Source organism: Streptomyces sp. NPDC030183 (assembly GCF_055573455.1).
The window spans coordinates 21,744-48,490 of the sequence record NZ_JBVIBK010000008.1 but is presented as its reverse complement, the minus strand read 5'-3'; the positions used below and the strand labels follow the sequence as shown (position 1 = coordinate 48,490).

The window sequence follows — 26,747 nt, the reverse complement described above, 5'->3', positions numbered from 1 at the left end:
CCGCGCCCCGGAGCACGCCGAAGGGCGCCCACCCCGCACGGAGCGGAGTGGGCGCCCTTCAGCAGACGTACGCCTTACTGGTTGTACGGACCGTAGTCGTAGTCCTCCAGCGGAACGGCCTGGCCGGAGCCCGTGCCGAACGGCGAGTAGTCGATGTCGTCGTAGCCGACGGCCGAGTACATCGCGGCCTTGGCCTCCTCGGTCGGCTCGACCCGGATGTTGCGGTAGCGGGACAGACCCGTACCGGCCGGGATGAGCTTACCGATGATGACGTTCTCCTTGAGGCCGATCAGCGAGTCGGACTTGGCGTTGATCGCCGCGTCCGTGAGGACTCGCGTCGTCTCCTGGAAGGACGCCGCCGACAGCCAGGACTCCGTGGCCAGCGAGGCCTTGGTGATACCCATGAGCTGCGGACGACCGGAGGCCGGGTGACCGCCCTCCTGGACCACACGACGGTTCTCGGTCTCGAACTTCGAGCGCTCGACCAGCTCACCGGGCAGCAGCTCGGCGTCACCGGACTCGATGATCGTCACGCGGCGCAGCATCTGCCGGATGATGATCTCGATGTGCTTGTCGTGGATCGACACACCCTGCGAGTTGTACACCTTCTGGACCTCGCCGACCAGGTGGACCTGGACGGCACGCTGACCCAGGATGCGCAGCACGTCGTGCGGGTTGGTGGCACCCACGGTGAGCTTCTGGCCCACCTCGACGTGCTCGCCCTCGCTGACCAGGAGTCGGGCGCGCTTCGAGATCGGGTAGGCCGTCTCGTCGCTGCCGTCGTCCGGCGTGATGACGATCTTCTTGGTCTTCTCGGTCTCCTCGATGCGGACGCGACCGGCCGCCTCGGAGATCGGGGCGACACCCTTCGGGGTACGGGCCTCGAAGAGCTCGACGACACGCGGCAGACCCTGGGTGATGTCGTCACCGGCCACACCACCGGTGTGGAAGGTACGCATCGTCAGCTGGGTACCGGGCTCACCGATGGACTGGGCGGCGATGATGCCGACCGCCTCACCGATGTCGACCAGCTTGCCGGTGGCCAGGGAGCGGCCGTAGCACATGGCACACGTACCGACCTTGGACTCACAGGTCAGGATCGAGCGGGTCTTGACCTCCTCGACACCGTGGTGCACGAGCTGGTCGATGAGCACGTCGCCGAGATCCACGTTGGCCGGCGCGATCACCTTGCCGTCGATGACGACGTCCTCGGCGAGCATGCGGGCGTAGACGCTGGTCTCGACGTCGTCGGCCTTGCGCAGGACACCGGTCTCGTCCTTCGAGGCGATCCGCAGCTTCAGACCGCGCTCGGTGCCGCAGTCCTCCTCGCGGATGATGACGTCCTGCGAGACGTCCACCAGACGACGGGTCAGGTAACCCGAGTCGGCGGTACGCAGGGCGGTGTCCGCCAGACCCTTACGGGCACCGTGCGTGGAGATGAAGTACTCCAGCACGGACAGGCCCTCACGGAACGAGGCCTTGATGGGGCGCGGGATGGTCTCGTTCTTCGCGTTCGACACAAGACCACGCATACCGGCGATCTGACGCATCTGCATCATGTTGCCTCGTGCACCCGAGTTCACCATCATGAAGATCGGGTTGGTCTTCGGGAAGTTGTCGTTCATCGCCTCGGCGACCTCGTTGGTCGCCTTGGTCCAGATCGCGATGAGCTCCTGCGTGCGCTCGTCCTTGGTGATCAGACCGCGCTCGTACTGCTTCTGGACCTTCTCGTCCTGCGCCTCGTACCCGCGGACGATCTCCTTCTTCGCCTCGGGGACGACGACGTCGGAGATGGCCACGGTGACACCGGAACGGGTCGCCCAGTAGAAGCCGGCCGCCTTCAGGTTGTCGAGCGTCGCCGCCACGATGACCTTGGGGTAGCGCTCGGCGAGGTCGTTGACGATCTCGGAGAGCTGCTTCTTGCCGACCTCGTAGTCGACGAACGGGTAGTCCTCGGGCAGCAGCTCGTTGAAGAGCGCGCGGCCCAGCGTGGTCTTCAGGGTGAAGGTGTCACCCTGCTGCCACTCCGGCTCGCCCTCCTCGCGCGCCGGCGGGGTCCAGCCGCGCGGCGGGATGGTGCCCACCGGGAAGCGGATGTCCACGCGCGACTGCAGCGAGAGCTCGCCGGCGTCGAACGCCATGATCGCCTCGGCCACGGAGGAGAAGGAGCGGTCCTCGCCCTTCACGTTCCGCATCTCGCCGTCGGTGGTGAGGAAGAACAGACCGAGGACCATGTCCTGGGTCGGCATCGTCACCGGACGGCCGTCGGCCGGCTTGAGGATGTTGTTCGAGGACAGCATCAGGATGCGGGCCTCGGCCTGCGCCTCCGCGGACAGCGGCAGGTGCACGGCCATCTGGTCACCGTCGAAGTCCGCGTTGAACGCGGTGCAGACGAGCGGGTGGATCTGGATGGCCTTGCCCTCGACCAGCTGCGGCTCGAAGGCCTGGATGCCGAGGCGGTGCAGGGTGGGAGCACGGTTCAGCAGAACCGGGTGCTCGGCGATGACCTCTTCGAGGACGTCGTACACGACCGTGCGGCCGCGCTCCACCATGCGCTTGGCGCTCTTGATGTTCTGCGCGTGGTTCAGGTCGACCAGGCGCTTCATCACGAACGGCTTGAACAGCTCCAGCGCCATCGCCTTCGGCAGACCGCACTGGTGCAGCTTCAGCTGCGGACCGACGACGATCACGGAACGCGCGGAGTAGTCCACACGCTTGCCGAGCAGGTTCTGACGGAAACGGCCCTGCTTGCCCTTCAGCATGTCGCTGAGGGACTTCAGCGGGCGGTTACCGGGGCCGGTCACCGGGCGACCACGACGACCGTTGTCGAAGAGGGCGTCAACAGCCTCCTGAAGCATGCGCTTCTCGTTGTTGACGATGATCTCCGGAGCACCCAGGTCGAGCAGGCGCTTCAGACGGTTGTTGCGGTTGATCACACGGCGGTACAGGTCGTTCAGGTCGGAGGTCGCGAAGCGGCCACCGTCCAGCTGCACCATCGGGCGAAGGTCCGGCGGGATGACCGGCACGCAGTCGAGCACCATGCCCTTGGGGCTGTTGCTGGTCTGCAGGAACGCGGAGACGACCTTGAGGCGCTTGAGCGCACGGGTCTTCTTCTGGCCCTTGCCGGTACGGATGATCTCGCGGAGGCGCTCGGCCTCCTCGTCCAGGTCGAAGGACTCCAGGCGCTTCTGCAGCGCCGCGGCACCCATCGAGCCGTCGAAGTACGTGCCGAAGCGGTCACGCAGCTCGCGGTAGAGGAGCTCGTCGCCCTCCAGGTCCTGGACCTTGAGGTTCTTGAACCGGGTCCACACCTCGTCGAGACGGTCGATCTCGCGCTGCGAACGGTCGCGCAGCTGCTTCATCTCACGCTCGGCGCCCTCGCGCACCTTGCGGCGCACGTCGGCCTTGGCGCCCTCGGCCTCCAGCTCGGCCAGGTCGGTCTCGAGCTTCTTGGCGCGGGCCTCCAGGTCGGCGTCCCGGCGGTTCTCGATCTGCTGCCGCTCGACGGAGACGTGCGCCTCCAGGGAGGGCAGGTCGCGGGTACGGCGCTCCTCGTCGACGTACGTGATCATGTACGCCGCGAAGTAGATGACCTTCTCGAGGTCCTTCGGGGCGAGGTCGAGCAGGTAGCCCAGCCGCGACGGAACGCCCTTGAAGTACCAGATGTGGGTGACGGGAGCGGCCAGCTCGATGTGGCCCATCCGCTCGCGGCGCACCTTGGCGCGGGTCACCTCGACGCCGCAGCGCTCACAGATGATGCCCTTGAAGCGGACGCGCTTGTACTTGCCGCAGTAGCACTCCCAGTCCCGGGTCGGACCGAAGATCTTCTCGCAGAAGAGTCCGTCCTTTTCGGGCTTCAGGGTGCGGTAGTTGATCGTCTCGGGCTTCTTGACCTCGCCGTGGCTCCACTGACGGATGTCGTCAGCGGTGGCCAGACCGATCCGGAGCTCGTCGAAGAAGTTGACGTCGAGCACTATGCGTCAATCCCTCTCAGGGTTGTAAGTCTTTGGTCTGATACGGGGGTCCTGGGGCCGGCCGGGCTCGTCACGAGCCCGGCCGAACTCCCGTCAGACCTCTTCGACGCTGCTCGGCTCGCGCCGGGACAGGTCGATGCCGAGCTCCTCCGCAGCGCGGAAGACGTCCTCGTCGGTGTCACGCATCTCGATGGACATACCGTCGCTGGACAGCACCTCCACGTTCAGGCAGAGAGACTGCATCTCCTTGATGAGCACCTTGAAGGACTCGGGGATGCCGGGCTCGGGGATGTTCTCGCCCTTGACGATGGCCTCGTAGACCTTCACGCGGCCGGTGACGTCGTCGGACTTGATGGTCAGCAGCTCCTGGAGGGCGTACGCGGCGCCGTAAGCCTCCAGCGCCCACACCTCCATCTCACCGAAGCGCTGGCCACCGAACTGGGCCTTACCACCCAGCGGCTGCTGGGTGATCATCGAGTACGGGCCGGTCGAACGGGCGTGCAGCTTGTCGTCGACCAGGTGGTGCAGCTTGAGGATGTACATGTAGCCGACCGAGATCGGGTCCGGGAACGGCTCACCGCTACGGCCGTCGAACAGCCGCGCCTTGCCGGACGGGAGCACCATGCGCTCGCCGTCGCGGTTCGGGATGGTGTGCTGCAGCAGACCCGCCAGCTCGTCCTCACGGGCACCGTCGAAGACCGGGGTGGCGACGTTGGTGCCGGGGGCGACACTGTCGGCGCCGATGGCCTGCAGACGCTGCGCCCACTCGTCGGCGAGACCGGAGACGTCCCAGCCGCGGCTGGCGAGCCAGCCGAGGTGGATCTCCAGGACCTGTCCCGGGTTCATTCGGGACGGCACACCGAGCGGGTTGAGGATGATGTCGACCGGGGTCCCGTCCTCGAGGAACGGCATGTCCTCGATGGGCAGGATCTTGGAGATGACACCCTTGTTGCCGTGACGGCCGGCGAGCTTGTCACCGTCGGTGATCTTGCGCTTCTGCGCGACGTAGACGCGCACCAGCTGGTTGACACCGGGGGGAAGCTCGTCGCCCTCCTCGCGGTCGAAGACGCGGACGCCGATGACCTTGCCGATCTCGCCGTGCGGGACCTTCAGCGAGGTGTCACGGACCTCACGGGCCTTCTCACCGAAGATCGCGCGGAGCAGGCGCTCCTCGGGCGTCAGCTCGGTCTCACCCTTGGGCGTGACCTTGCCGACGAGGATGTCGCCGGCGACGACCTCGGCACCGATCCGGATGATGCCGCGCTCGTCGAGGTCGGCGAGGACCTCCTCGGAGACGTTCGGGATGTCCCGGGTGATCTCCTCGGGGCCGAGCTTGGTGTCACGGGCGTCGACCTCGTGCTCCTCGATGTGGATCGAGGAGAGGACGTCGTCCTGCACGAGGCGCTGCGACAGGATGATCGCGTCCTCGTAGTTGTGACCCTCCCACGGCATGAACGCCACGAGCAGGTTCTTGCCGAGCGCCATCTCACCGTTCTCGGTGGCGGGACCGTCGGCGAGGACCTGGCCCTCGATGATGCGGTCGCCCTCGTGGACGATGACCTTCTGGTTGACCGAGGTGCCCTGGTTGGAGCGGGCGAACTTGGCCAGGCGGTACGTGATGTACGTGCCGTCGTCGTTGGCGGTGGTGATGTAGTCCGCGGAGACCTCCTGGACCACACCGGCCTTCTCGGCCTTGACGACGTCGCCGGCGTCCACGGCGGAGCGGTACTCCATGCCGGTGCCGACGAGCGGGGCCTCGGACTTAATCAGCGGCACGGCCTGACGCATCATGTTCGCGCCCATGAGGGCACGGTTGGCGTCGTCGTGCTCGAGGAACGGGATCATGGCGGTCGCGACCGACACCATCTGGCGCGGCGAGACGTCCATGTAGTCCACGTCGTCACCGGGGACGTAGTCGACCTCGCCACCACGACGGCGGACCAGGACGCGGTTCTCGGTGAAGCGCAGGTCGTCGTCGAGCGTGGCGTTGGCCTGCGCGATGACGAACCGGTCCTCTTCGTCGGCCGTCAGGTAGTCGACCTCGTCGGTGACGACGCCGTCGACGACCTTGCGGTACGGCGTCTCCACGAAACCGAACGCGTTGACGCGACCGTAGGAGGCGAGCGAACCGATCAGACCGATGTTCGGGCCTTCGGGCGTCTCGATCGGGCACATACGGCCGTAGTGAGACGGGTGCACGTCACGGACCTCGAAGCCGGCCCGCTCACGGGACAGACCACCAGGGCCCAGCGCCGAGAGACGACGCTTGTGCGTCAGACCCGACAGCGGGTTGTTCTGGTCCATGAACTGCGACAGCTGGCTGGTGCCGAAGAACTCCTTGATGGAGGCGACGACCGGCCGGATGTTGATCAGGGTCTGCGGCGTGATCGCCTCGACGTCCTGGGTCGTCATGCGCTCACGGACGACGCGCTCCATACGAGCCAGACCCGTACGGACCTGGTTCTGGATGAGCTCGCCGACGCTGCGCAGGCGACGGTTGCCGAAGTGGTCGATGTCGTCGGTCTCGACGACGATGCTCGTACCCCGGTCGCCGACCGTCTCGGTCTCGCCCGCGTGCAGCTTCACCAGGTACTTGATCGTCGAGATGATGTCCTCGACGGTCAGGATGCCCGCGTCGAGCGGGGCGTCCGCACCCAGCTTCTTGTTGACCTTGTAGCGGCCGACCTTCGCGAGGTCGTAGCGCTTGGGGTTGAAGTACAGGTTCTCCAGCAGCGTCTGCGCGGCCTCACGCGTGGGGGGCTCGCCCGGGCGCAGCTTGCGGTAGATGTCGAGCAGCGCGTCGTCCTGGCCCTGGGTGTGGTCCTTCTCCAGGGTGGCGCGCATGGACTCGTACTCGCCGAACTCCTCGAGGATCTGCTCGGTGGTCCAACCGAGCGCCTTGAGAAGGACGGTCACGGACTGCTTGCGCTTGCGGTCGATACGGACGCCGACCATGTCGCGCTTGTCGATCTCCATCTCCAGCCAGGCACCCCGGGAGGGGATGATCTTGGCCGAGAAGATGTCCTTGTCGGACGTCTTGTCGATGGAGGAGTCGAAGTAGACACCCGGCGAACGAACCAACTGCGACACCACGACACGCTCGGTGCCGTTGATGACGAAGGTGCCCTTGTGGGTCATGAGCGGGAAGTCGCCCATGAAGACCGTCTGGGACTTGATCTCGCCGGTCTCGTTGTTGGTGAACTCGGCCGTCACGAAGAGCGGGGCCGCGTACGTGAAGTCACGGTCCTTGCACTCGTCGATGCTGTTCTTCGGCGGCTCGAAGCGGTGGTCGCGGAACGTCAGCGACATCGACCCGGAGAAGTCCTCGATCGGGGAGATCTCCTCGAAGATCTCCTCCAGACCGGACTTGGTGGGGACGTCCTGTCCGTTCTCCAGAGCCTCCTCGACCCGACTCTGCCAAGCGGTGTTGCCGAGCAGCCAGTCGAAGCTCTCGGTCTGCAGCGCGAGCAGGTTGGGAACCTCGAGAGGCTCCTTGATCTTTGCAAAGGAGATGCGCAGCGGGGCGGTGCTGGCGCCGTTGTTCGTATTCGCGGTCGAGGCGTTGCGCGAGGCGGCCAAGAGGGGGTCCTTCCGAGGGCTCGGACTCACTACGCGCGTACCGGCCCCTCTCCTGCGCAAAGCGAGAAGGCTGTTCCTGAACTGATCAATAAAACCAGGTCAGGAGTGGTCTCTTCGTCGATGCTCAAGCGAGGGCATGCCCCTGGTGACGGGCAGGGGACAGCTAACAGGCAGCGCAAAGGGTCAGTGTAGCCAGTTGGCACACTGATGTCCAGTGCGGGTTTTTCGAGACCCTCGTTGTTCTCGACACCTGCGCAAGCCCACGCCCTCAATGCACGTTGATACTGCCCTCTTCGTCGTCGATCCATGCCTCGGAGTTCGGATCGGTGTGACGACGCGTCCTGAGAATTGCGCGCTGCGTGCTGTTCGTCAAGGCCCCTCATGCCCGCTCCGCATGCCGCGATCGTCACTCGCGGCCCGTCACCCGGGCGCTCGGAGGCACGACGAAGATCACCATACTCGCCGCCACCGACAGCGCAAGGCAGCCGTCACTCGACGTCCCGGAACGCCGAAGGGCGACCACCCAGTTGGGTGATCGCCCTTCGGTGCGCTCGCGTTACAGATTCGAACGAGTTTTTGTCACTCGTCTCGGATCTGCGTGGCACAGGCCCTCGCGGGCCCGGAAAGCTGGCGGACCAGCGAGGTCTTACTTGACCTCGACGGAGGCGCCGGCGCCCTCGAGGGACTCCTTGGCCTTGTCCGCGGCCTCCTTGTTGACCTTCTCCAGAACCGGCTTCGGCGCACCGTCGACCAGGTCCTTGGCCTCCTTCAGGCCGAGGGAGGTGAGCTCACGCACGACCTTGATGACCTGGATCTTCTTGTCGCCGGCACCGGTGAGGATGACGTCGAACTCGTCCTTCTCCTCGACGGCCTCGGCGCCACCGGCGGCACCGCCGGCAGCCGGGGCGGCGACGACGGCCGCGGCGGCGGCGGTGACGTCGAACTTCTCCTCGAACGCCTTCACGAACTCGGAGAGCTGGATCAGGGTCATGTTCTCGAACTCGGCGAGCAGTTCGTCCTGGGTGAGAGCCACGATGGCTTTCCTTCCACTAATTCGGCTGGTGCCGGATGTACATGTCTGGCGGGCGTACGTTCGGCCCGCTACGGCCTCTGCCTGTGGCTCAGCGCCTCAGGCCGCGGCCATTTCGCGAGCCGAGTTACTCGGCACCGCCCTGCTCGTCCTGCTTGGCGCGAAGCGCGTCCACGGTGCGGACGAGCTTCGTCGGGAGCGCCTGGAGGAGCTGAGCAGTCTGCGTCTGCTTGCCCTTCAGGGCGCCCGCCAGCTTGGCGAGCAGAACCTCGCGGGACTCGAGGTCCGCGAGCTTCTTGATCTCGTCGGCGGACAGCGCCTTGCCGTCAAGGACACCGCCCTTGATGACGAGGTTCGGGTTGTCCTTGGCGAAGTCACGAAGACCCTTCGCCGACTCCACCGGGTCACCGGTGACGAAGGCGACCGCCGTCGGACCGTTGAACAGGTCGTCGAGCGTCGTGATCCCGGCCTCGTTGGCCGCAATCTTGGTCAGCGTGTTCTTCACCACGGCGTACTGGGCGTTCTCACCGAGCGAACGACGCAGCGTCTTGAGCTGCGCCACGGTGAGACCCCGGTACTCGGTCAGCACGGCGGCGTTCGAGCTACGGAACTGCTCCGTGAGCTCGGCCACCGCGGCAGCCTTGTCGGGCCTTGCCATAGAGCGTCGGCCTCCTTCCGGGTGATGAGGACCGCTCGGAAGGGGCTGCGTCAAAACGAAACGCCCCGGCGCAGGCGCACGGGGCGTAGCTCAACCGAATGGATTCCGTTGGACACGGAACTGATCCAGGAGCAACTTCCACAGTCACCTGCGCGGGTCGTCCGCATTCAGCGGATCCTTCGGCCACCGAGCCCTCTCAACGAGCACACGGCAACGACCAGCGGTCTTTGGCTTCTCCGGAAGAATACGGGACGGCGTCGCCGTCAAGCAAATCCGCTCCCGGGGAGCACGGATCAGCCCTTCCCGGCCCTGTCCGCCAGCTCGCCGAGGTCCACCGTGTCGTCGGCCTTCGGGGGCTCGACGTCCACCGCCGGGTCGATGTCCAGGAAGGTGAACGTCAGATCCAGCGGGCCGGTGTCGACCTCGCGTCCCTCGGCGTCCAGCCCTCTGGTGTCGCCCCTCAGCCGGAACCGCTTGGCCCGGCCGTCCCCGTCGATCCACAGGTCCACGGTGAGCTCGCTCCCGTACCGCAGGCTCAGGCCCAGGAACTGGTCGAGGCCGTTCATCCGCAGGTCCCTGGTCTTCTTGTCCCCGGCGGCGAACTGGGCCTTCCTCAGCCCCTTGCTGGTGACCTCGCCGGCGTAGTGGGTGGTCGGGGTGCCGTCGACGGTCTCGGTGCCGGTCTTCCGCACCTTCCGGGCGCCCGCGAGGATCGTGGACTGCACGAGGGGGCTGCCCTCCAGCTGGCGGGGCAGCACACCGTACGAGCGGTTGTCCGCGGTGCCGGCGCCCCACACCGCCGGCTCGGCCTTGGCCCAGTGCCTGCCGCTGGTGTCGCCGAGGACCTTGGTGTCGGCCTGGGCGTACAGGGCGCCGCCGACGAAGCGGACGTCCACCGGCTTGTCCGCCGCGTCACCGAGACCCGTGATCTTCATGCGCATGACAGTCGGGTCGACGGCCATGGACGCCTCGGCCCGTATCCGGCCGTGCTCGGGCACCGTGCCGGTCACCCGGTACCGCAGCGAGGTGATGCCCGTCGTCGTCTCCGCCGCCCGGGCCACGGCCTCACCGGGCGTCAGTTTCGGGTCCGGCCCGGCACCCGTCTGCGACCCGCAGGCGGCGGTACCGAGCAGGACGACCGCGACGACCGCGCCGACGGTTCGGCGACGGCGTACGGAGCCGGCCGTGGAAAACCTCATGTGTCCCCCCATGCACTCACGCCCCACCAGTACGGGGCCGAAGGGACACTAGCGCGGCCGGGCAAGCGCTGTCCCCGGCTTTCGGGCGGCGGACGGGAGAAAGGCCCCGTGCGCCAAGAAGACCCGTACGCCAAGAAGACCCGCACGCCAAAAGGCCCGTACACCGAAAAGGGGCGAGCCCCGCACCTCGGAAGGTGCGGGGCTCGTCCGTGCTATGCGTGCGCGACGCGGCTGCCTGGTGAGCGGTGGGCTCAGACGGCGGCCGGGTCCTCCTCGACGAGGAGGTTGCGGGTGCGGTTCGGGTCGATCGGGATGCCGGGGCCCATCGTGGTGCTGATGGCGGCCTTCTTGATGTAGCGACCCTTGGCGGCGGACGGCTTGAGACGCGTGATCTCTTCCAGGGCCGCCGCGTAGTTCTCCACCAGCTTGTCGTCCTCGAAGGACGTCTTGCCGATGATGAAGTGCAGGTTCGAGTGCTTGTCGACGCGGAACTCGATCTTGCCACCCTTGATCTCGGTGACAGCCTTCGCGACGTCCGGGGTCACGGTGCCGGTCTTGGGGTTCGGCATGAGACCACGGGGACCGAGCACGCGGCCGAGGCGGCCGACCTTGCCCATGAGGTCCGGGGTGGCGACGACGGCGTCGAAGTCCAGACGGCCCTTCGACACCTCGTCGATGAGCTCGTCGGCGCCGACGATGTCGGCGCCCGCGGCACGAGCGGCCTCGGCACGGTCACCGGTCGCGAAGACCAGGACCCGGGCGGTCTTACCGGTGCCGTGCGGGAGGTTCACGGTGCCACGGACCATCTGGTCGGCCTTACGAGGGTCGACACCCAGACGGAAGGCGACCTCGACGGTGCCGTCGAACTTGGTCGTGGAGGTCTCCTTGGCGAGACGGACGGCCTCGAGCGGGGCGTACAGCTTCTCCCGGTCGACCTTGGCGTCCGCAGCGCGGAGAGCCTTGCTGCGCTTGCTCACAACTGCTCCTGTGTGTTCTGAAAGGAGTCGTGGTACGGGCCGAGCAGGCCCTGCCACGTGCGACCGCCTTCACGGCGCCCGCATGGTTCTACGAAGGTGCTACGAGGCTGAGATCAGCCCTCGACCGTGATGCCCATGGAACGGGCGGTGCCGGCGATGATCTTCGACGCGGCGTCCAGGTCGTTGGCGTTGAGGTCGGGCAGCTTGGTCTGCGCGATCTCGCGGACCTGCGCCTCGGTGATCTTGGCGACCTTGGTCTTGTGGGGCTCGCCGGAGCCCTTCTCGACACCAGCGGCCTTGAGGATCATCTTCGCGGCCGGCGGGGTCTTGGTGACGAAGGTGAAGGAGCGGTCCTCGTAGACCGTGATCTCCACCGGGATCACCCAGCCACGCTGCGACTCGGTCGCCGCGTTGTAGGCCTTGCAGAACTCCATGATGTTGACGCCGTGCTGACCGAGCGCGGGGCCGACCGGCGGAGCCGGGTTCGCCGCACCGGCGTTGATCTGGAGCTTGATAAGCCCCGTGACCTTCTTCTTCTTGGGAGGCATAGCTCTCCGGGTCCTTTCGATTCGAGTGCGCCCTCATCCGGTTCGCGGCCAGATGAAGGCATACCGCACAACGATAACGGGTATAGATGCGCGGCCAAAAACGAGCAGGTCAGGAGGTCCCCACGAGGACCGACCTGACCTGCCGCTTTCGAGTCTTCGTCAGTTCTTCTGGATCTGGTCGAAGGAAAGCTCGACCGGGGTCTCGCGGCCGAAGATCTCCACCAGGCCCTTGACCTTCTTGGAGTCGGCGTTGATCTCGTTGATCGTCGCCTGCAGCGTGGCGAAGGGGCCGTCGGTGACGGTGACCGAGTCGCCGACCTCGAAGTCCAGCACCTGGACCTCGACCTTGCGCTGCGGAGCGGGCTTGCCCTCGGCCTCGGCGGCCTCACGCGCGGCCTTCTCCTCGGCCTCCGGCGCGAGCATCTTGACGATCTCGTCCAGGGTCAGCGGGTACGGGTCGTAGGCGTTGCCCACGAAGCCGGTGACGCCCGGGGTGTTGCGGACGACGCCCCAGGACTCGTTCGTCAGGTCCATACGCACCAGGACGTAGCCGGGGAGCTTGTTCTGGCGGATGGTCTTGCGGTCGCCGTTCTTGATCTGGACGACCTCTTCCTGCGGCACCTCGGCCTGGAAGATGTAGTCCTCGACGTTCAGCGAGACGGCGCGCTGCTCCAGGTTGGTCTTCACGCGGTTCTCGTAACCGGCGTAGGTGTGGATGACGTACCACTCGCCGGGCAGGGTCCGCAGTTCCTCGCGGAGGGCCTGGACCGGGTCGACCGGCTCGGCCTCTTCCTCGGCGGCCTCTTCCTCGGCTTCCTCGGCGGCCTCGGCCTCGTCGTCCACGACGTGCACGGCCTCTTCCTCGGCCGGCTCCCCCGCCTCGGCTTCCGCAGCCTCGAACTCGTCGACCTCGTCCGCTCCCTCGACGATGTCGAGCTCATCATCCACGGACTGGTCCGGCTCGATGGCGTCGTTCAGGTTCGGGTCAGACACTGTGGCTGCTTCTTCCTGGATACAAGGGGTGGAACACGCGAAAGGGGCGCCTGGTACGGCGCCCTTCGCAGTCGGCTCAGCCGAAGACGTACTTGGCGGCCTTGTCGAGTCCGAAGTCAATCACAGTCACGAGACCGATCATGATGACGACGAAGACGATGACCACGGTGGTGTAGGTCGTCAGCTGGGAGCGGGTGGGCCAGACGACCTTCCGCAGCTCCGCGACGATCTGGCGGTAGAAGAGCGCGAGGCGCTTCAGCGGGCCCTTCTTGGCGCGCTTTCCGCCCTTACGGGTCTTCTTCTTGTCCTCGGGCACCTCGTCCTGGGCATCAGGCGTGTCGATGGAGCCCACGGCGTCCGTCATTCATCCTCACCTGATTCCGGTCCGGGTCCGTGGCCGTGCCGCGCCCGGTCTGAGCCGCACGGCGGAACATTGCTGTACGTACATGCGCACACATCCTGGCGTGAGGAGTGTGTAGCAGGGCCGGAGGGACTTGAACCCCCAACCGCTGGTTTTGGAGACCAGTGCTCTACCAATTGAGCTACGACCCTTTGTGGTTCTCCACCAACGTACCGCATGCGACCGAGTGCTAGGTGTGCACCCCAGGCTGCGGCCGGTGAAGGCCAACGAGGTGAGAGTGTACGTGGTCCGAGGCCCGTCGTCGAACAGAAAGCGTCCGGTGGGGCGTTGTGCGTCGAAGATCGACCGCGGCCGGGTGCGCGGACGGACGGTTGTTCCTGTGCCGTTCAGACTGTGAAACCCGTGTGCCGGGCGCGTTTCCGGTCTGGAACGATGGGCCCCATGAGCGCTGCAACCCCTCCGACCGAGCGCCGGGTCTCCGCCCGCATCGGCGCGATCTCCGAGTCCGCGACCCTCGCCGTCGACGCCAAGGCCAAGGCCCTCAAGGCCGCCGGACGTCCGGTGATCGGCTTCGGCGCCGGTGAGCCCGACTTCCCGACCCCCGACTACATCGTCGAGGCGGCCGTCGAGGCCTGCAAGAACCCGAAGTACCACCGCTACACGCCCGCCGGTGGTCTGCCCGAGCTGAAGGCCGCGATCGCCGCGAAGACGCTGCGCGACTCGGGCTACGAGGTCGACCCCGCGCAGATCCTCGTCACCAACGGCGGCAAGCAGGCCATCTACGAGGCGTTCGCCGCCATCCTCGACCCGGGCGACGAGGTGATCGTCCCGGCGCCGTACTGGACGACGTACCCGGAGTCGATCCGCCTGGCCGGCGGTGTCCCGGTCGAGGTCGTCGCCGACGAGACCACCGGCTACCGCGTCTCCGTCGAGCAGCTGGAGGCCGCGCGCACCGAGAAGACGAAGGTCGTCCTCTTCGTCTCCCCCTCCAACCCGACCGGCGCGGTCTACAGCGCCGAGGACGCCGAGGCGATCGGCCGCTGGGCCGTCGAGCACGGCCTGTGGGTGCTGACGGACGAGATCTACGAGCACCTCGTCTACGGCGACGCGACGTTCACCTCGCTGCCGGCACTCCTGCCCGAGCTGCGCGAAAAGTGCATCGTGGTCAACGGCGTCGCCAAGACGTACGCCATGACCGGCTGGCGCGTCGGGTGGATCATCGGCCCGAAGGACGTGGTGAAGGCCGCGACCAACCTCCAGTCGCACGCCACCTCCAACGTCTCCAACGTCGCCCAGGCGGCCGCCCTCGCCGCGGTGTCCGGCGACCTGGACGCCGTGGCGACGATGCGCGAGGCGTTCGACCGGCGCCGCAAGACCATCGTGCGGATGCTCAACGAGATCGAGGGTGTCCTCTGCCCGGAGCCCGAGGGCGCGTTCTACGCCTACCCGTCGGTGAAGGCGCTGATCGGCAAGGAGATCCGGGGCAAGCGGCCGCAGAACACGGTCGAGCTGGCCGCGCTGATCCTGGAGGAGGCCGAGGTCGCGGTCGTCCCGGGCGAGGCGTTCGGCACGCCGGGCTACCTGCGGCTGTCGTACGCGCTGGGTGACGAGGATCTCGTCGAGGGCGTGTCGCGTATCCAGAAGCTGCTGGCCGAGGCGACGGACTGACGTTCCGCCGACCCGTCGGCCCGCCGGTGCGTCGGCCGGTCCGCCGGCCCGCCGGTCCGTCGGCCGGCCGTCCGCTTGGGGCGGGCATCTTCCGAATTCCGGGAGGTGCCCGCCCTCATTCGTTTGTGCGAGCAAGACCACGTTCAGGGATTCCGCTACCGGGACGGCCGTGGCGTGCGGCAGGATCGGGCGATGGAGCGTGTACGTGATCTCTCTGAACTGCCGAAGGCCCATCTGCACCTGCACTTCACCGGGTCGATGCGGCCGGGGACCGTCCTGGAACTGGCCGACAAGTACGGCGTACGGCTGCCCGACGCGCTGACGGACGCGCTGACCAGCGGGGAGCCGCCACGGCTGCGGGCCACGGACGAGCGCGGGTGGTTCCGCTTCCAGCGGCTGTACGACGCGGCGCGCTCGTGCGTGCGGGAGCCGGAGGACATCCAGCGGCTGGTGAGGGAGGCCGCCGAGGAGGACGTCAGGGACGGGTCCGGCTGGCTGGAGATCCAGGTGGATCCGACGTCGTACGCCCCTCGGCTGGGCGGGCTGATTCCCGCGCTGGAGATCATCCTGGACGCGGTGGACACGACGGCGCGGGAGACCGGCCTCGGGATGCGGGTGTTGGTCGCCGCGAACCGGATGAAGCACCCGCTGGACGCGCGGACGCTGGCGCGGCTCGCGGTGCGGTACGCGGAGCGGGGCGTCGTCGGGTTCGGACTGTCCAACGACGAGCGGCGCGGCATGGCGCGGGACTTCGACCGGGCGTTCGCGATCGCGCGCGACGGCGGGCTGCTGTCCGCGCCGCACGGCGGTGAGCTGACCGGGCCGTCGTCCGTGCGGGACTGCCTGGACGATCTGGACGCCGACCGGATCGGGCACGGGGTGCGCGCGGCGGAGGACCCGCGGCTGCTGAAGCGGCTCGCGGACCGGGGCGTCACGTGCGAGGTGTGCCCCGCGTCGAACGTGGCCCTCGGGGTCTACGAGAAGCCGCAGGACGTGCCGCTGCGCACGCTCTTCGAGGCCGGTGTGCCGATGGCTCTCGGGGCCGACGACCCGCTGCTGTTCGGCTCCAGGCTGGCGGCGCAGTACGAGATCGCCCGCGCGCATCACGGCTTCACCGACGCGGAGCTGGCGGAGCTGGCCCGGCAGTCGATCCGGGGGTCGGCGGCGCCGGACGACACGAAGGCGCGGCTGCTGGCGGGGGTGGACGCGTGGCTCGTGTCCGGGTAGTGGCTCGTGCCCGCGTAGTTACAGGCTGACGCCGATCGTCACCGGCTCGTTGACCAGGGTGATGCCGAAGGCGTCCCGGACGCCGGTGACGACCTCGCGGGCCAGGGTCAGGAGGTCCTCGGTGGTGGCCGCGCCGCGGTTGGTGAGGGCCAGGGTGTGCTTGGTGGAGATGCGGGCCGGGCCGGTGCCGTACCCCTTGGTGAAGCCGGCCTTGTCGATGAGCCAGGCGGCGGAGGTCTTGGTGTGGCCGTCGCCCGCGGGGTAGGCGGGCGGGGTGACGTCGTCGCCGAGGCGGGCGCGCACACGCGCGTGGAACGCGGCGAACTCGTCGTTCGTGAGGATCGGGTTCGTGAAGAACGAACCGGCGGACCAGGTGTCGTGGTCCTCGGGGTCGAGCACCATGCCCTTCCCTGCGCGGAGCTTCAGCACGGTCTCGCGAGCGGCGGCGAGGGGGACGCGGTCGCCGGGTTCCACGCCGAGGGCGCGGGCCGTCTCGGCGTACTTGATCGGTCCGGAGAGGCCGCCGGCGTCCTCCAGGTCGAAGCGGACGCGGAGGACGACGTAGCGGTCGGGGTCGTTCTTGAAGCGGCTGTGCCGGTAGGAGAAGGCGCAGTCGGCGTTCGGGAGGGTGACCGTCTCGCGGGTGCGGCGGTCGTAGGCGACGACCTCCGTGATGGTGGAGGAGACCTCCTGGCCGTACGCGCCGACGTTCTGGATGGGGGTGGCGCCGGCGGAGCCGGGGATGCCGGCGAGGCACTCGATGCCGGCGAGTCCGGCGTCGACGGTGTGGGCGACGGCGTCGGTCCAGACCTCGCCCGCGGCGAGCTCCAGCTTCGTGCCGTCGAGGGTGATGCCCTTGGTGGCGATGACCAGGGCGGTGCCGGCGAAGCCCTTGTCGCCGATGACCAGGTTGGAGCCGCCGCCGATGAGGAGGAGGGGGGTGCCGGTGTCGTCCGCCTCGCGGACGGCGGCGATCACCTCGTCGTCGGTGGTGGCGGTGACCAGCCGGTCCGCGGGGCCGCCCAGCCGGAAGGTGGTCAGCGGGGCGAGGGGGGCATCGTGTCGTTCCTGCACGCGCTCAAGAGTACGAGGACACCGGGTGCCTCGGGGGCGGGGGTGGGGATGGGCGTGTGGCGGGGGTGCGGGGGGCGTGTGGCGGGGTGCCTGCGGCGGCCTGTGCGGGTGGGTGCGTGGCGCGGATGCCTGCGGGTGGGTGCGTGGCGCGGATGCCTGCGGCGGCCTGTGTGGGTGGGGTGGGGTTCGCGTTCGCCTACGGGGGTGGGTGGGTCGGGGGCGCGCCGGGGGGTGTCCGTCCTCGGAACGGCGCGAAATCGGTCTCTCGGGAAGCGGGACCAGTTGACGCGCCAACCGCTGCGGGCGGACACCCCCCGACACACCCCCTCACGTCCGTACGCGGCCCACCCGCCGCACGGGCTTGCGACGCCTCCGAGGCGTGTGCCGACCCGGTCGTACGCGGCCCACCCACCGTCTCGGCTCGTGCCACGTCGGTGACGTGTGTGCCACCTCTCCCTGGTCCCTGCGGGCAGTCGTGCCGGTGGGGCGGCACGGGTGGGCGGGCGGCGCCCCGTTGCGCCGGGGTGCGTGGGGGGTCGGCCGCCCGGCAGGGGTTACGCGGGGACCTTCCGCGGGGTCGGGGTCGGCTCCGGTGTGGGGCGCGGCGTGGCGCTTCCGCGGGGTATCGCCAGGGCCGCCGCGCCCGCCAGGGCGACCACCGCGGCGCCCACCGCCAGTGCGGGACGGAGGCCGTCCACGAAGGTCTGAGGCGTCTCGTAGCCGCCCTGCGCCGCGAAGATGGAGGACATCACCGCGATGCCCAGCGCGCCGCCCACCTCGCGGAGGGCGTTGTTCGCGCCGGACGCGATGCCCTGCTCGGTCGTGCTGACGCTGGACATCACCAGGTGGGAGGCGGGGGCGAAGAAGAGGGCCATGCCGATGCCGCTGACGATGAGGCCGGGCAGCTGGGCGGAGTAGGAGACGTCGGTCGTGGCCACATAGGCCAGGTAGCCGAGGCCGGCGGCCTGGAGGAAGAGGCCCGTGGCGACGACCGGGCGGCCGCCGATCCGGTCGGAGAGGATCCCGGCGATCGGTGCGACGAGCATCGGCATCCCGGTCCAGGGCAGCATCCGCAGCCCCGCCTCGGTGGGCGAGTAGCCGAGGACACCCTGCATGTACTGGCTCAGCAGGAAGATCGAGCCGAACATGCCCAGGAACATCAGCATGCTCGCCGCGTTGATGCCCGCGAAGGCGCGGGACCGGAACAGCCGCATCGGGAGCATGGGGTTCGCCGCCCGGACGCCGTGGACCACGAAGCCGGTCAGCAGCGCGGTGCCCGCGAAGAGGCACACCAGCACCGGGCCGGACGTCCACCCGTCGGCGGGGCCGCGGACCAGGCCGTAGACGACGCCGAAGAGGCCGCCGCTGGCCAGCAGGGTGCCGGTGATGTCGAGCGGGGCGCCGGTGCCGTGGGACTCCTGGAGGCGGAGTCGGGCGAGCGGGAGCAGGGCGAGGCCGAGGGGGACGTTCAGCCAGAAGATCCACTGCCAGGAGATGTGCTCGGTGAGGCTGCCGCCGATGAGGGGCCCGGAGGCGACCGCGAGGCCGTTGACGGCGCCCCAGGCGCCGTACGCCATCCCGCGCCTGGCGGGCGGGACCGCGGCCGTGAGCAGGGTGAGCGTCAGCGGCATCATGATCGCGGCGCCGACTCCCTGGACCGCCCGGGCGGCGATCAGCGAGTCGATGCCGGGTGCCGAGGCCGCCGCGGCGGAGGCCCCCGTGAACACCGTGATCCCGACGAGGAACAGCCGTCGCCTGCCGAACCGGTCCCCCAGGGCCGCGCCGAACATCAGCAGGACGGCGAAGGTGAGCGTGTACGCGCTGACGGTCCACTCCAGGTCGTGCAGCTCTCCCCCGAGGTCCTCCCGGATGGAGGGCAGCGCGGTCGTCACGACCAGGTTGTCCAGGGCCGCCATGAATCCGGCGACGCTGGTCACGATGAGCGCCCAGACGGCCCCTGAGCGGGTGGGTGCGGTTTCCTTCGGCATCTCTCCCCCAGCGAATGTTGGTTAGTTATTGATCAATAACTTTTGCGGACATGGGGAGACGGCGGCATCCGCCCTCACCCCGGTCGCTACTTCTCCAGCCGGCCCTTGGCGCGGGCCGACGGGTACATCCCTTCCCAGACCCGGTGTTCGGGCGGGAAGCCCATGGCCACCAGGCAGTTGACGAGCATGCCGTAGGCCAGGAAGAGCGTGGTCTCGTTGGCGTCCGCACCCAGCGGCAGGTGGACCGTGTCCCACAGGCGCATCCAACCGGCCCGCACCGCCTCGCCGAACTCGTGGTCGCCCGCCTGCTCGGCCGCACCCACGGCGACGTACATCTGCATCTGCATCATCAGGCGCTCGGGGTGTTCGGCGATGACCCTGGTGTAGGCGTTGGCCATGGCATGCAGGGCCTCTTCGCCCTCCAGGCCCTCGGCGGCTTCCGCGAACGTGCGGATGGTGTCCTCCACACACCGCTCGGCGGCCGCGAGGAAGATCGCCTTCTTGCCCGGGAAGAGCCGGAAGAGATACGGCTGCGAGACCCCGACCCGCTTGGCGATCGACTCGGTCGACGTGCCGTGGTAGCCACCCCGGGCGAACTCGCTCGTCGCCGCCCGGATGACGCTCTCGCGCCTCTCCTCCGCGCTCATCCTGACCATGCGAGAAAGTTAGTGCTCAATCACTAACTAAGTCAAGAGGGTGCGCGCCCATGGGTAAGGGGCGCCTCCGGGAGGGAGAACGCCCCTTACGCCGGGTCCTGGTGCCGTCAGGCGAGGCGTACGACCGCTCGGGACATGCCCAGCACCTTCTGGCCCGCGCTCATGGCGGTGAGGTCGACGCGGACGGTGTTGTCGTCGAGCTTGGCGCCGACCTTGGCGGTGACCTCGACGGTCGCGCCCTGGTCGTCGTTGGGGACGACGACGGGCTTGGTGAAGCGGACGCCGTACTCGACGACCGCGCCGGGGTCGCCGGTCCAGTCGGTGACGACGCGGATCGCCTCGGCCATGGTGAACATGCCGTGCGCGATGACGTCGGGGAGGCCGACCTCCTTGGCGAACTTCTCGTTCCAGTGGATCGGGTTGAAGTCGCCGGAGGCACCCGCGTACTGGACGAGGGTGGCGCGGGTCACGCCGAAGGTCTGGGCGGGCAGTTCGGTGCCGACCTCGACGTCGTCGTAGGAGATCTTCGCGGTCATGCTCACGCCTCCTCGGCCGCGCGGGCCACGAGCTTGGTCCAGGCGGTGACGACGTGCTCGCCCGCCTCGTCGTGGACCTCGCCGCGGACGTCCAGGATGTCGTTGCCCGCCAGGGACTTGATGCCCTCGATGGTCGAGGTGACGGTGAGCCGGTCACCGGCCCGGACGGGGCGCTTGTACGCGAACTTCTGGTCGCCGTGCACGACGCGGCTGTAGTCGAGCCCCAGCTGGGGGTCCTGGACGACCTGCCGCGCGGCCTTGAACGTGATCGAGAACACGAAGGTCGGCGGGGCGATCACATCGGGGTACCCGAGCGCCTTGGCCGCGTCCGGGTCCGTGTACGCCGGGTTGGCGTCCCCCACGGCCTCCGCGAACTCACGGATCTTCTCCCGGCCGACCTCGTACGGATCGGTGGGCGGGTAGGACCGCCCCACGAAGGACTGGTCGAGCGCCATGGGCTCGGCACCTCCTGAATGCTCAGCGGGAACGGCGGCCGCCGGCCGGGGCTCGGCGGTCGGCCGCGGGGCCTGGCTCGTACCGGTCGGCGGTACCGGCCGGTACGGGTCACTCAACGACGCGAGGCCGTCCCCGATCTCTCGGGAACGGCCTCGCGTACGAGCCTGATTTATCGCGTCTCGCGGTGCGCGGTGTGCGCGTTGCAACGCGGGCAGTGCTTCTTCATCTCAAGACGGTCCGGGTTGTTACGCCGGTTCTTCTTGGTGATGTAGTTCCGCTCCTTGCACTCCACGCAGGCCAGCGTGATCTTCGGGCGGACGTCGGTGGCAGCCACGTGAGTGCTCCTTGACGAACGGATAGGACTGATTTAACGCAAAGAAGAGTAGCCGATCGAAGGACCGACCCCGCAATCGGCTACTGTCAGTAGCGGTGACCGGACTTGAACCGGTGACACAGCGATTATGAGCCGCTTGCTCTACCGACTGAGCTACACCGCTGTGATGCGATCGGACCCCGCCTTGCGGCGGGAACCTTTCACACCAGAGCCCCAATACGGAATCGAACCGTAGACCTTCTCCTTACCATGGAGACGCTCTGCCGACTGAGCTATTGGGGCGAGCGATGAAGACATTACACGCCCCACCGCCGTTCGCCCAAATCCGTTTCCGGGCCCCGCTTCGCCGGGCCGCGCGGGGATCTTCCGGGAGGTGGGCCGGGGCTTCGGCCACCCCCGTCCCCCCGCCCCGCACGCCTCGTACGGCCCGCCTTTCTCGGCCTCGGCGGTGGCGCGTCGGCACAGGAACCACACCGGTACGGCACATGAACCACGCCGGTACGACTATTGCGCTCCTCCCCGCCGAGGCAGGACGGCCCGCCTAGGCTCTTCTCACTCTGCGTGATCTTGTGTCCCCCGCCTGCCGTTCCCGAGCCCCGTCCCCTCCGTCCCGCTCCACGTCCCCGATCCGCGTCCGCCGGCCCCCGTTCCACCGTCCCTGTCCGCCTCCGCCGTGCAGCCCTCGCCGAGCCTCTGGGAGCGCGATGCCCGACAGCCAGCCGCAGCCGTCCCCCTCCTCGTCCGACCCGCCCTCGGGCCCGGACGAACCCGGCGCCCTGCTGCTGTGCGGTGCGCGGCTCGTGGACGGCCGGGTCGTGGACGTACGGCTGGGCGGCGGCCGTATCGAGGCGGTGGGCACGGCGGGGAGCCTGGGGACGGGCCGTACGGCCGCCTCCCGCGCCCCCGCCACGCGGGTGGACCTCGCCGGGCATCTGCTCCTGCCCGCCCCCGCCGAACCGCACGCGCACGGCGACACGGCCCTGTCGGCCGAGGTCGAGGGGCCGGTCCCCTACGACGGCCAGGACGTCCAGCGGCGGTTCACCGAGGCCGCTTTGCTCCAGCTCGCGCACGGGGCCACGGCGTTGCGCTCGCATGTGCACGTGGGGGACGTCCAGGGTCTCGGGGCGCTGGCGGCGGTGCTGCGGGCGCGGCTGGCGCTGCGCGGGCTCGTCGAGGTGACGGCGGTGGCGATGCCGCGGCTGCTGACCGGCGTGGCGGGGGCGGAGGGGCTCGCGATGCTCCGGGACGCGGTGAAGATGGGCGCCTCCGTGGTGGGCGGCTGCCCCGATCTGGACCCCGACCCCGCCGGGTACGTCGAGGCGGTGCTGGGTCTCGCCTCCGAGCACGGGTGCCCGGTCGATCTGCACACCGACGCCGACGACCCGGCCCGGCTCGCCCGGCTCGTGGCCATGGCGGGCGGGTTGCGCCCCGGCGTGACCCTCGGCCCGTGCGCGGGGCTCGCGCGCCTGCCCTCCCCGGCCGCGTCCCGCGCGGCGGACCAGCTGGCCGCCGCCGGGGTGACCGTCGTCGCCCTGCCCCAGGGCGGCTGCGGCACCGTCGACGGCCGGGGCGCCGCCCCCGTACGGCTGCTGCGGGCGGCCGGGGTGCGGGTCGCGGCGGGCAGCGGGGCCCTGCGGGACGTCTCCAACCCCGTGGGGCGGGGCGATCCGCTGGAGGCCGCCTATCTGCTGGCGGCGCGGGAGGGGCTGCGCGCGGAGGAGGCGTACGACGCGGTGAGCGGGGCGGCGCGGGCGGCCCTCGGCCTGCCCGAGGTCCGCGTGGAGGCCGGTTTTCCCGCGGAGCTGCTCGCCGTACGGGGTGACCGGCTCGCCGGGGTGCTCTCACTGGCGTACAGCCGGATCGTCGTCCACCGGGGGCGTGTGGTGGCACGCACCAGCGCGGTTCGGGAGTTCTGCGGGTCGGCGGCGGGGGTGGTGCCGGACCTTCCCCGGCAGGGGCGGGGGAAGCCGTTCTCGGGGACGTAGGGGCGTCGCAGAGGGGCGGGGAGGCCGGGGGTCCTTGCGGAGGCTGGGGCTGGGGCTGCTGACGGGGCCTGGACATGCGTGCGGGCACGCGCGCGTGGGTGTCTTCCTGCTCCACGCGCGCGTGCCCGGTGTGTCGGATCGTGCCCAACGGGGTCTGTGCCGGCCCCGTCGGAGTGGGCGTCAGACGCCCAGCATCCCGCCGCCCAGGGGGCCGCCGAAGTCGTCGACCGGGATCTCGGAGGCGCCCGTGGGGGCGCTGATGGCGCCGGCCTTGCCGAAGGTGAGGACCAGGGGGGCCTTCGCGCCCTTCGCGTCCTCGGCGAGGACGGCGAGGTCGGTCTCGATCCGGGTCAGGTCGCCGTTCTTGATGGTGAAGTCGACGGCGACCTTCTTGTTCGGCGCGTCCTTCAGGTCGTTCCCGGTGGGGAGTTCGGCGCCCGGCGGGAGGTCGTCCTCGATCGGCTGGAGCTTGTCGAAGACACCGGTGAGCAGCTCGCGGAAGTTGGCCTTGGCCGTGATGACCTCGGCGCCGTCCTTGCCGTCCTTGGCCTTGAAGCTGACCTCGCGGGCGATGACACCGCGCACGGCGTCGAGGATCTTCTTCTGCGTCTTGGCGTCGAGTTCGCCGGAGCCGCGCGAGCCGGAACCGCCCGCCTCCTCACCGGCCTTCTCCAGGTCGGCGGTGTTGATCTTGACCCAGTCGCCCTCGAAGAGCGGCTTCAGGTGCTGCTCGCTCTCGGGAAGTTCGTCCATGTCGTCGGGCGACGGGAACGGCATGCCCATCGCCTCGCCCATGGCCTCCATGTCGGCGCGGTAGTACATGTAGTCGCCGACGAGCCGGTACTCGGTGAAGACCTGCTCGTCGCCGGAGATCTTCATGCCGACGCCGACGAGGTCCTTCTCCCCGGACTCGGCCAGCGGCTTCTTCGAGCGGACCGTCACGTCGACGCTCAGCCCGGTGAAGAACTCCGCCATCTCCGGCGGCATTTCCTCACTGTCCTCGCCCATCAGCGCGGTGAGGTCGTCCTGGTCGGCGTCCAGCCGTATGCCGAACGCCAGCGATTTCTGCTCGCCGAGCCGCTCGACGGCGTTGTCCACCTTCTGCCCGGCGCTGAGGTTCTGGACGGTGCCGCACGCGGCGACCGTGACGAGGACGGCGGCGGCGCAACCGGCGCCGGTGAAGGCGCGGCGGAAGACGGGCGCCCCGGCGGCGGACGCGCGCGCCAGGGACGTACGTACGACGGATGTGTGCATGGCGGTGATGACGTCCCCCTATGGTTCCGGCGCTCGCCGACACGGCGAACATTGGTGAGACACACGAGGCGCCGGGATGGTTGTGCGGCGAACACATTCGTTCGGGCGTACGGTCGAAGACATGCGCATTGTCATCGCTGGAGGACATGGTCAGATCGCGCTGCGGCTGGAGCGACTGCTCGTCGCCCGCGGGTACGAGGTCGCGGGGCTGATCCGCCGCGCCGAGCACGCGGACGACCTGCGCGCGGCCGGCGCCGAACCGGTGCACTGCGATCTGGAGTCGGCCTCGGTGGAGGAGGTCGCCGGACATCTGCGGGGCGCGGACGCCGCCGTCTTCGCGGCGGGCGCCGGTCCGGGCAGCGGCGCGGCCCGCAAGGACACGGTGGACCGCGGCGCGGCGGTCCTGTTCGCGGACGCGGCGGTGCGGGCGGGGGTGCGACGTCATCTGGTCGTGTCGTCGATGGGCGCGGACCCGGACCACGAGGGCGACGAGGTCTTCGACGTGTACCAGCGCGCGAAGGGCGAGGCCGACGCGTACGTCCGGGGGCTGGACGCGCTGGACTGGACGATCCTGCGCCCCGGTCAGCTGACGGACGACGCCGGCACGGGTCTGGTACGCCTGGAGGCGTCCACGGGTCGCGGTCCCATCCCCCGCGACGACGTGGCCGCGGTCCTGGCGGAGCTCCTGGAGACCCCGGCCACGGCCGGCCTGGTCCTGGAGACGATCAGCGGTTCGACACCGGTGTCGGTGGCGGTGAAGTCGGTGGCGGGCAACTAGCGGTTCGACCCCGGCGTCGGTGGCGGGCGACCCAGCGGTTCGACTCCGGCGTCGGTGGCGGGCGACCCAGCGGTTCGACTCCGGCGTCGGTGGCGGTCAGGGCGCCTGGCGGGCGGCCGAGGGCTGCTCGGTGGAGCCGGTCGGCGTCAGAAGAGGGGCAGTTGGCCGGGGAACTCCGGGACGGCGTATCCGTCGAGCGCGGGCTGGGCCGCCCCGATCTGGGCCGGCCTGCGCGATCCGGGGCACGACACGAGGTCCCCGCTCGCGCCCGGCGGGTCGTGCCGCGCGAACCGTCCGGCCACGACGGCGATCTCACGACGGCACTCGGGGCAGTTCCTGCGACGGGATGACATGGGGTCAGTGTGCCCGGTGACGGGTGCGCCGAGTCGTACGGCTGTCCGCGGCACGGGCAGGGGCATGGCACACCGGCAGGGGCACAGTGGCATGGCACGGACGTGAAGGATTCGCGGGCGGGATCCCCAACTGGCCCTGCGCGGCTCTATGTTCACAACGGCATGCCATCGCGCGCCCACACGAGCCTGGAGGCCCCTCCCATGCGTCTGCGTCCCTCGCTGCGCGCCACGACCACCGGTGCGGTCGTCGCCGTGACTGTCCTGGCCGGCGGCACCGCCCACGCGACTCCGCCCGGCCCGGGCGTCACGGCGAAGCTGATCGCGCAGAAGACGGTCGGCGACACCGATTACGTCGTCCGAGAGATCACCGTGCCGCCCGGTCAGGCCACCGGCTGGCACTTCCACGACGGGCCGCTGTACGGCTATGTGCGGCAGGGCACGCTCAGCCACTTCGACTCGACGTGCGCCTCCGATGGGGTCTACCGGCAGGGCAGCACCGTGCGGGAGCCCGCCGGCCCCGGCAACGTCCACATCGGCCGCAACCTGGGCGACGTCCCGCTCGTGCTCACGGTGCTCTACGTCCTGCCGCACGGCGCCCCGTTCTCCCAGGACGCCCCGAACCTCGGATGTCCGTTCGAGTGAGGGGGGCACCGGTCGAGACCGCGCACCGCCGCGCACCTGCCGCGTGAGACACCTCACCTCGCGCCGGTCCCGCTCAAACAGGGCCGATCCCTAGGCTGAGCCGACGGATCTACATGCTGTGACCTGGGAATTCCCGCCTACTAGCCCCCAGCTGCCCCACCAGTACCCCACAAGGCGCACTTGGATGGCGCTCGACTGCCTCTACGCGCCGGGCCTATGAACAACGAGCGGAGTGCGCGCGACTCCGAGGCCCACTCCCGTCGACATGACTTTGCGAGCTGCTCGGAGCGTCGATAGGCGCAGTAGCCGCGTTGCGGACGACAGGGCCTGGGGGGACCCGGCACGGGAAGCCGCCCCGGACCGGTCGGTACGAGGCAAGCCGGGAAGGCGGCCACCGGGCCGCCCAGCTGTCTTCGAGGGGGAGGGCGAACTGGTCCGGCGCCGTGGCGCCGTCGGGCGCGGCAACGCCGCCTCACG

At 69.2% G+C, this 26,747-nt stretch carries 22 protein-coding genes and 3 tRNA genes; 5 read left to right on the top strand and 20 right to left on the bottom strand.

The window, feature by feature from the left end:
• Nucleotides 1-74 precede the first annotated feature (74 nt).
• The 10 genes from ACZ4Z2_RS11575 to ACZ4Z2_RS11530 form a co-directional block, all read right to left on the bottom strand.
• Complete coding sequence (locus ACZ4Z2_RS11575) at nt 75-3,974, bottom strand: DNA-directed RNA polymerase subunit beta' (protein WP_468074772.1); 3,900 nt, start codon at nt 3,972-3,974, stop codon at nt 75-77.
• Between the two features lie 93 nt (nt 3,975-4,067).
• A complete protein-coding gene (gene rpoB, locus ACZ4Z2_RS11570) occupies nt 4,068-7,553 on the bottom strand; it encodes a DNA-directed RNA polymerase subunit beta (RefSeq protein WP_359698672.1) in 3,486 nt (1,161 codons plus the stop codon).
• A 646-nt stretch (nt 7,554-8,199) separates the two neighbouring features.
• On the bottom strand, nt 8,200-8,589 hold the full coding sequence (gene rplL / locus ACZ4Z2_RS11565; protein ID WP_283288197.1) for a 50S ribosomal protein L7/L12: 390 nt from the start codon (nt 8,587-8,589) through the stop codon (nt 8,200-8,202).
• Nucleotides 8,590-8,710: 121 nt separating this feature from the next.
• The gene (gene rplJ, locus ACZ4Z2_RS11560) at nt 8,711-9,241 is read right to left on the bottom strand and encodes a 50S ribosomal protein L10 (RefSeq protein WP_468074770.1); all 531 of its coding nucleotides are present in this window, start codon (nt 9,239-9,241) and stop codon (nt 8,711-8,713) included.
• A 293-nt stretch (nt 9,242-9,534) separates the two neighbouring features.
• Nucleotides 9,535-10,440 carry an SCO4651 family lipoprotein gene (locus ACZ4Z2_RS11555; RefSeq protein ID WP_468074768.1) on the bottom strand — a complete coding sequence of 302 codons (906 nt, stop codon included), beginning with the start codon at nt 10,438-10,440 and terminating at the stop codon, nt 9,535-9,537.
• A gap of 251 nt (nt 10,441-10,691) precedes the next feature.
• Nucleotides 10,692-11,417 (bottom strand): 50S ribosomal protein L1, encoded by a 726-nt coding sequence (gene rplA, locus ACZ4Z2_RS11550; protein WP_468074766.1) that lies wholly within the window; start codon nt 11,415-11,417, stop codon nt 10,692-10,694.
• A gap of 113 nt (nt 11,418-11,530) precedes the next feature.
• Nucleotides 11,531-11,965, bottom strand: a complete 435-nt coding sequence (rplK, locus tag ACZ4Z2_RS11545) for a 50S ribosomal protein L11 (protein WP_037858373.1) — start codon at nt 11,963-11,965, stop codon at nt 11,531-11,533.
• Between the two features lie 159 nt (nt 11,966-12,124).
• Nucleotides 12,125-12,958: a transcription termination/antitermination protein NusG gene (gene nusG, locus ACZ4Z2_RS11540; RefSeq protein ID WP_468074764.1), complete on the bottom strand. Its 834-nt coding sequence runs from the start codon at nt 12,956-12,958 to the stop codon at nt 12,125-12,127.
• A 76-nt stretch (nt 12,959-13,034) separates the two neighbouring features.
• Nucleotides 13,035-13,322 (bottom strand): preprotein translocase subunit SecE, encoded by a 288-nt coding sequence (secE, locus tag ACZ4Z2_RS11535; protein WP_033528314.1) that lies wholly within the window; start codon nt 13,320-13,322, stop codon nt 13,035-13,037.
• Nucleotides 13,323-13,437: 115 nt separating this feature from the next.
• Nucleotides 13,438-13,510: transfer RNA gene (locus ACZ4Z2_RS11530), tRNA-Trp, on the bottom strand.
• Between the two features lie 250 nt (nt 13,511-13,760).
• Here ACZ4Z2_RS11530 and ACZ4Z2_RS11525 point away from each other — a divergent pair.
• Together ACZ4Z2_RS11525 and ACZ4Z2_RS11520 are read left to right on the top strand one after the other, a co-directional pair.
• A complete protein-coding gene (locus tag ACZ4Z2_RS11525; protein WP_468074762.1) occupies nt 13,761-14,987 on the top strand; it encodes a pyridoxal phosphate-dependent aminotransferase in 1,227 nt (408 codons plus the stop codon).
• 192 nt (nt 14,988-15,179) lie between these two features.
• Nucleotides 15,180-16,214, top strand: coding sequence for an adenosine deaminase (locus ACZ4Z2_RS11520; protein ID WP_468074760.1), 1,035 nt, complete (start codon nt 15,180-15,182; stop codon nt 16,212-16,214).
• An 18-nt stretch (nt 16,215-16,232) separates the two neighbouring features.
• On the opposite strand, the gene ACZ4Z2_RS11515 is transcribed toward ACZ4Z2_RS11520, so the two are convergent.
• From ACZ4Z2_RS11515 to ACZ4Z2_RS11480, 8 genes are all read right to left on the bottom strand, one after another.
• The gene (locus ACZ4Z2_RS11515; protein WP_468074758.1) at nt 16,233-17,288 is read right to left on the bottom strand and encodes a UDP-N-acetylmuramate dehydrogenase; all 1,056 of its coding nucleotides are present in this window, start codon (nt 17,286-17,288) and stop codon (nt 16,233-16,235) included.
• A 554-nt stretch (nt 17,289-17,842) separates the two neighbouring features.
• Entirely contained in the window at nt 17,843-19,276 is a 1,434-nt protein-coding gene (locus ACZ4Z2_RS11510; RefSeq protein ID WP_468074756.1) for an MFS transporter, read from the bottom strand.
• 86 nt (nt 19,277-19,362) lie between these two features.
• Nucleotides 19,363-19,932: a TetR/AcrR family transcriptional regulator gene (locus tag ACZ4Z2_RS11505; RefSeq protein WP_468074755.1), complete on the bottom strand. Its 570-nt coding sequence runs from the start codon at nt 19,930-19,932 to the stop codon at nt 19,363-19,365.
• A 107-nt stretch (nt 19,933-20,039) separates the two neighbouring features.
• Nucleotides 20,040-20,468 (bottom strand): MaoC family dehydratase, encoded by a 429-nt coding sequence (locus ACZ4Z2_RS11500; RefSeq protein WP_468074753.1) that lies wholly within the window; start codon nt 20,466-20,468, stop codon nt 20,040-20,042.
• A gap of 2 nt (nt 20,469-20,470) precedes the next feature.
• Nucleotides 20,471-20,923 carry an FAS1-like dehydratase domain-containing protein gene (locus ACZ4Z2_RS11495; RefSeq protein WP_468074751.1) on the bottom strand — a complete coding sequence of 151 codons (453 nt, stop codon included), beginning with the start codon at nt 20,921-20,923 and terminating at the stop codon, nt 20,471-20,473.
• A gap of 170 nt (nt 20,924-21,093) precedes the next feature.
• Nucleotides 21,094-21,258, bottom strand: a complete 165-nt coding sequence (gene rpmG, locus ACZ4Z2_RS11490; RefSeq protein WP_003948671.1) for a 50S ribosomal protein L33 — start codon at nt 21,256-21,258, stop codon at nt 21,094-21,096.
• A 90-nt stretch (nt 21,259-21,348) separates the two neighbouring features.
• A tRNA-Met gene (locus tag ACZ4Z2_RS11485) sits at nt 21,349-21,421 on the bottom strand.
• Between the two features lie 46 nt (nt 21,422-21,467).
• Nucleotides 21,468-21,540, bottom strand: a tRNA-Thr gene (locus ACZ4Z2_RS11480).
• A 422-nt stretch (nt 21,541-21,962) separates the two neighbouring features.
• Here ACZ4Z2_RS11480 and ACZ4Z2_RS11475 point away from each other — a divergent pair.
• Nucleotides 21,963-23,243 (top strand): amidohydrolase family protein, encoded by a 1,281-nt coding sequence (locus tag ACZ4Z2_RS11475; RefSeq protein ID WP_468074749.1) that lies wholly within the window; start codon nt 21,963-21,965, stop codon nt 23,241-23,243.
• Between the two features lie 180 nt (nt 23,244-23,423).
• Here ACZ4Z2_RS11475 and ACZ4Z2_RS11470 read toward each other — a convergent pair whose 3' ends face one another.
• Nucleotides 23,424-24,497 carry a hypothetical protein gene (locus tag ACZ4Z2_RS11470; protein WP_468074747.1) on the bottom strand — a complete coding sequence of 358 codons (1,074 nt, stop codon included), beginning with the start codon at nt 24,495-24,497 and terminating at the stop codon, nt 23,424-23,426.
• A gap of 121 nt (nt 24,498-24,618) precedes the next feature.
• On the opposite strand from ACZ4Z2_RS11470, the gene ACZ4Z2_RS11465 reads away from it, so the two are divergent.
• Nucleotides 24,619-25,275, top strand: coding sequence for an SDR family oxidoreductase (locus ACZ4Z2_RS11465; RefSeq protein ID WP_468074745.1), 657 nt, complete (start codon nt 24,619-24,621; stop codon nt 25,273-25,275).
• A 146-nt stretch (nt 25,276-25,421) separates the two neighbouring features.
• Here the strand turns inward: ACZ4Z2_RS11465 and ACZ4Z2_RS11460 are convergent, their stop codons facing one another.
• Nucleotides 25,422-25,628: a hypothetical protein gene (locus ACZ4Z2_RS11460; RefSeq protein WP_468074743.1), complete on the bottom strand. Its 207-nt coding sequence runs from the start codon at nt 25,626-25,628 to the stop codon at nt 25,422-25,424.
• A gap of 201 nt (nt 25,629-25,829) precedes the next feature.
• On the opposite strand from ACZ4Z2_RS11460, the gene ACZ4Z2_RS11455 reads away from it, so the two are divergent.
• Nucleotides 25,830-26,270, top strand: a complete 441-nt coding sequence (locus tag ACZ4Z2_RS11455; protein ID WP_468074741.1) for a cupin domain-containing protein — start codon at nt 25,830-25,832, stop codon at nt 26,268-26,270.
• Nucleotides 26,271-26,747 lie beyond the last annotated feature (477 nt).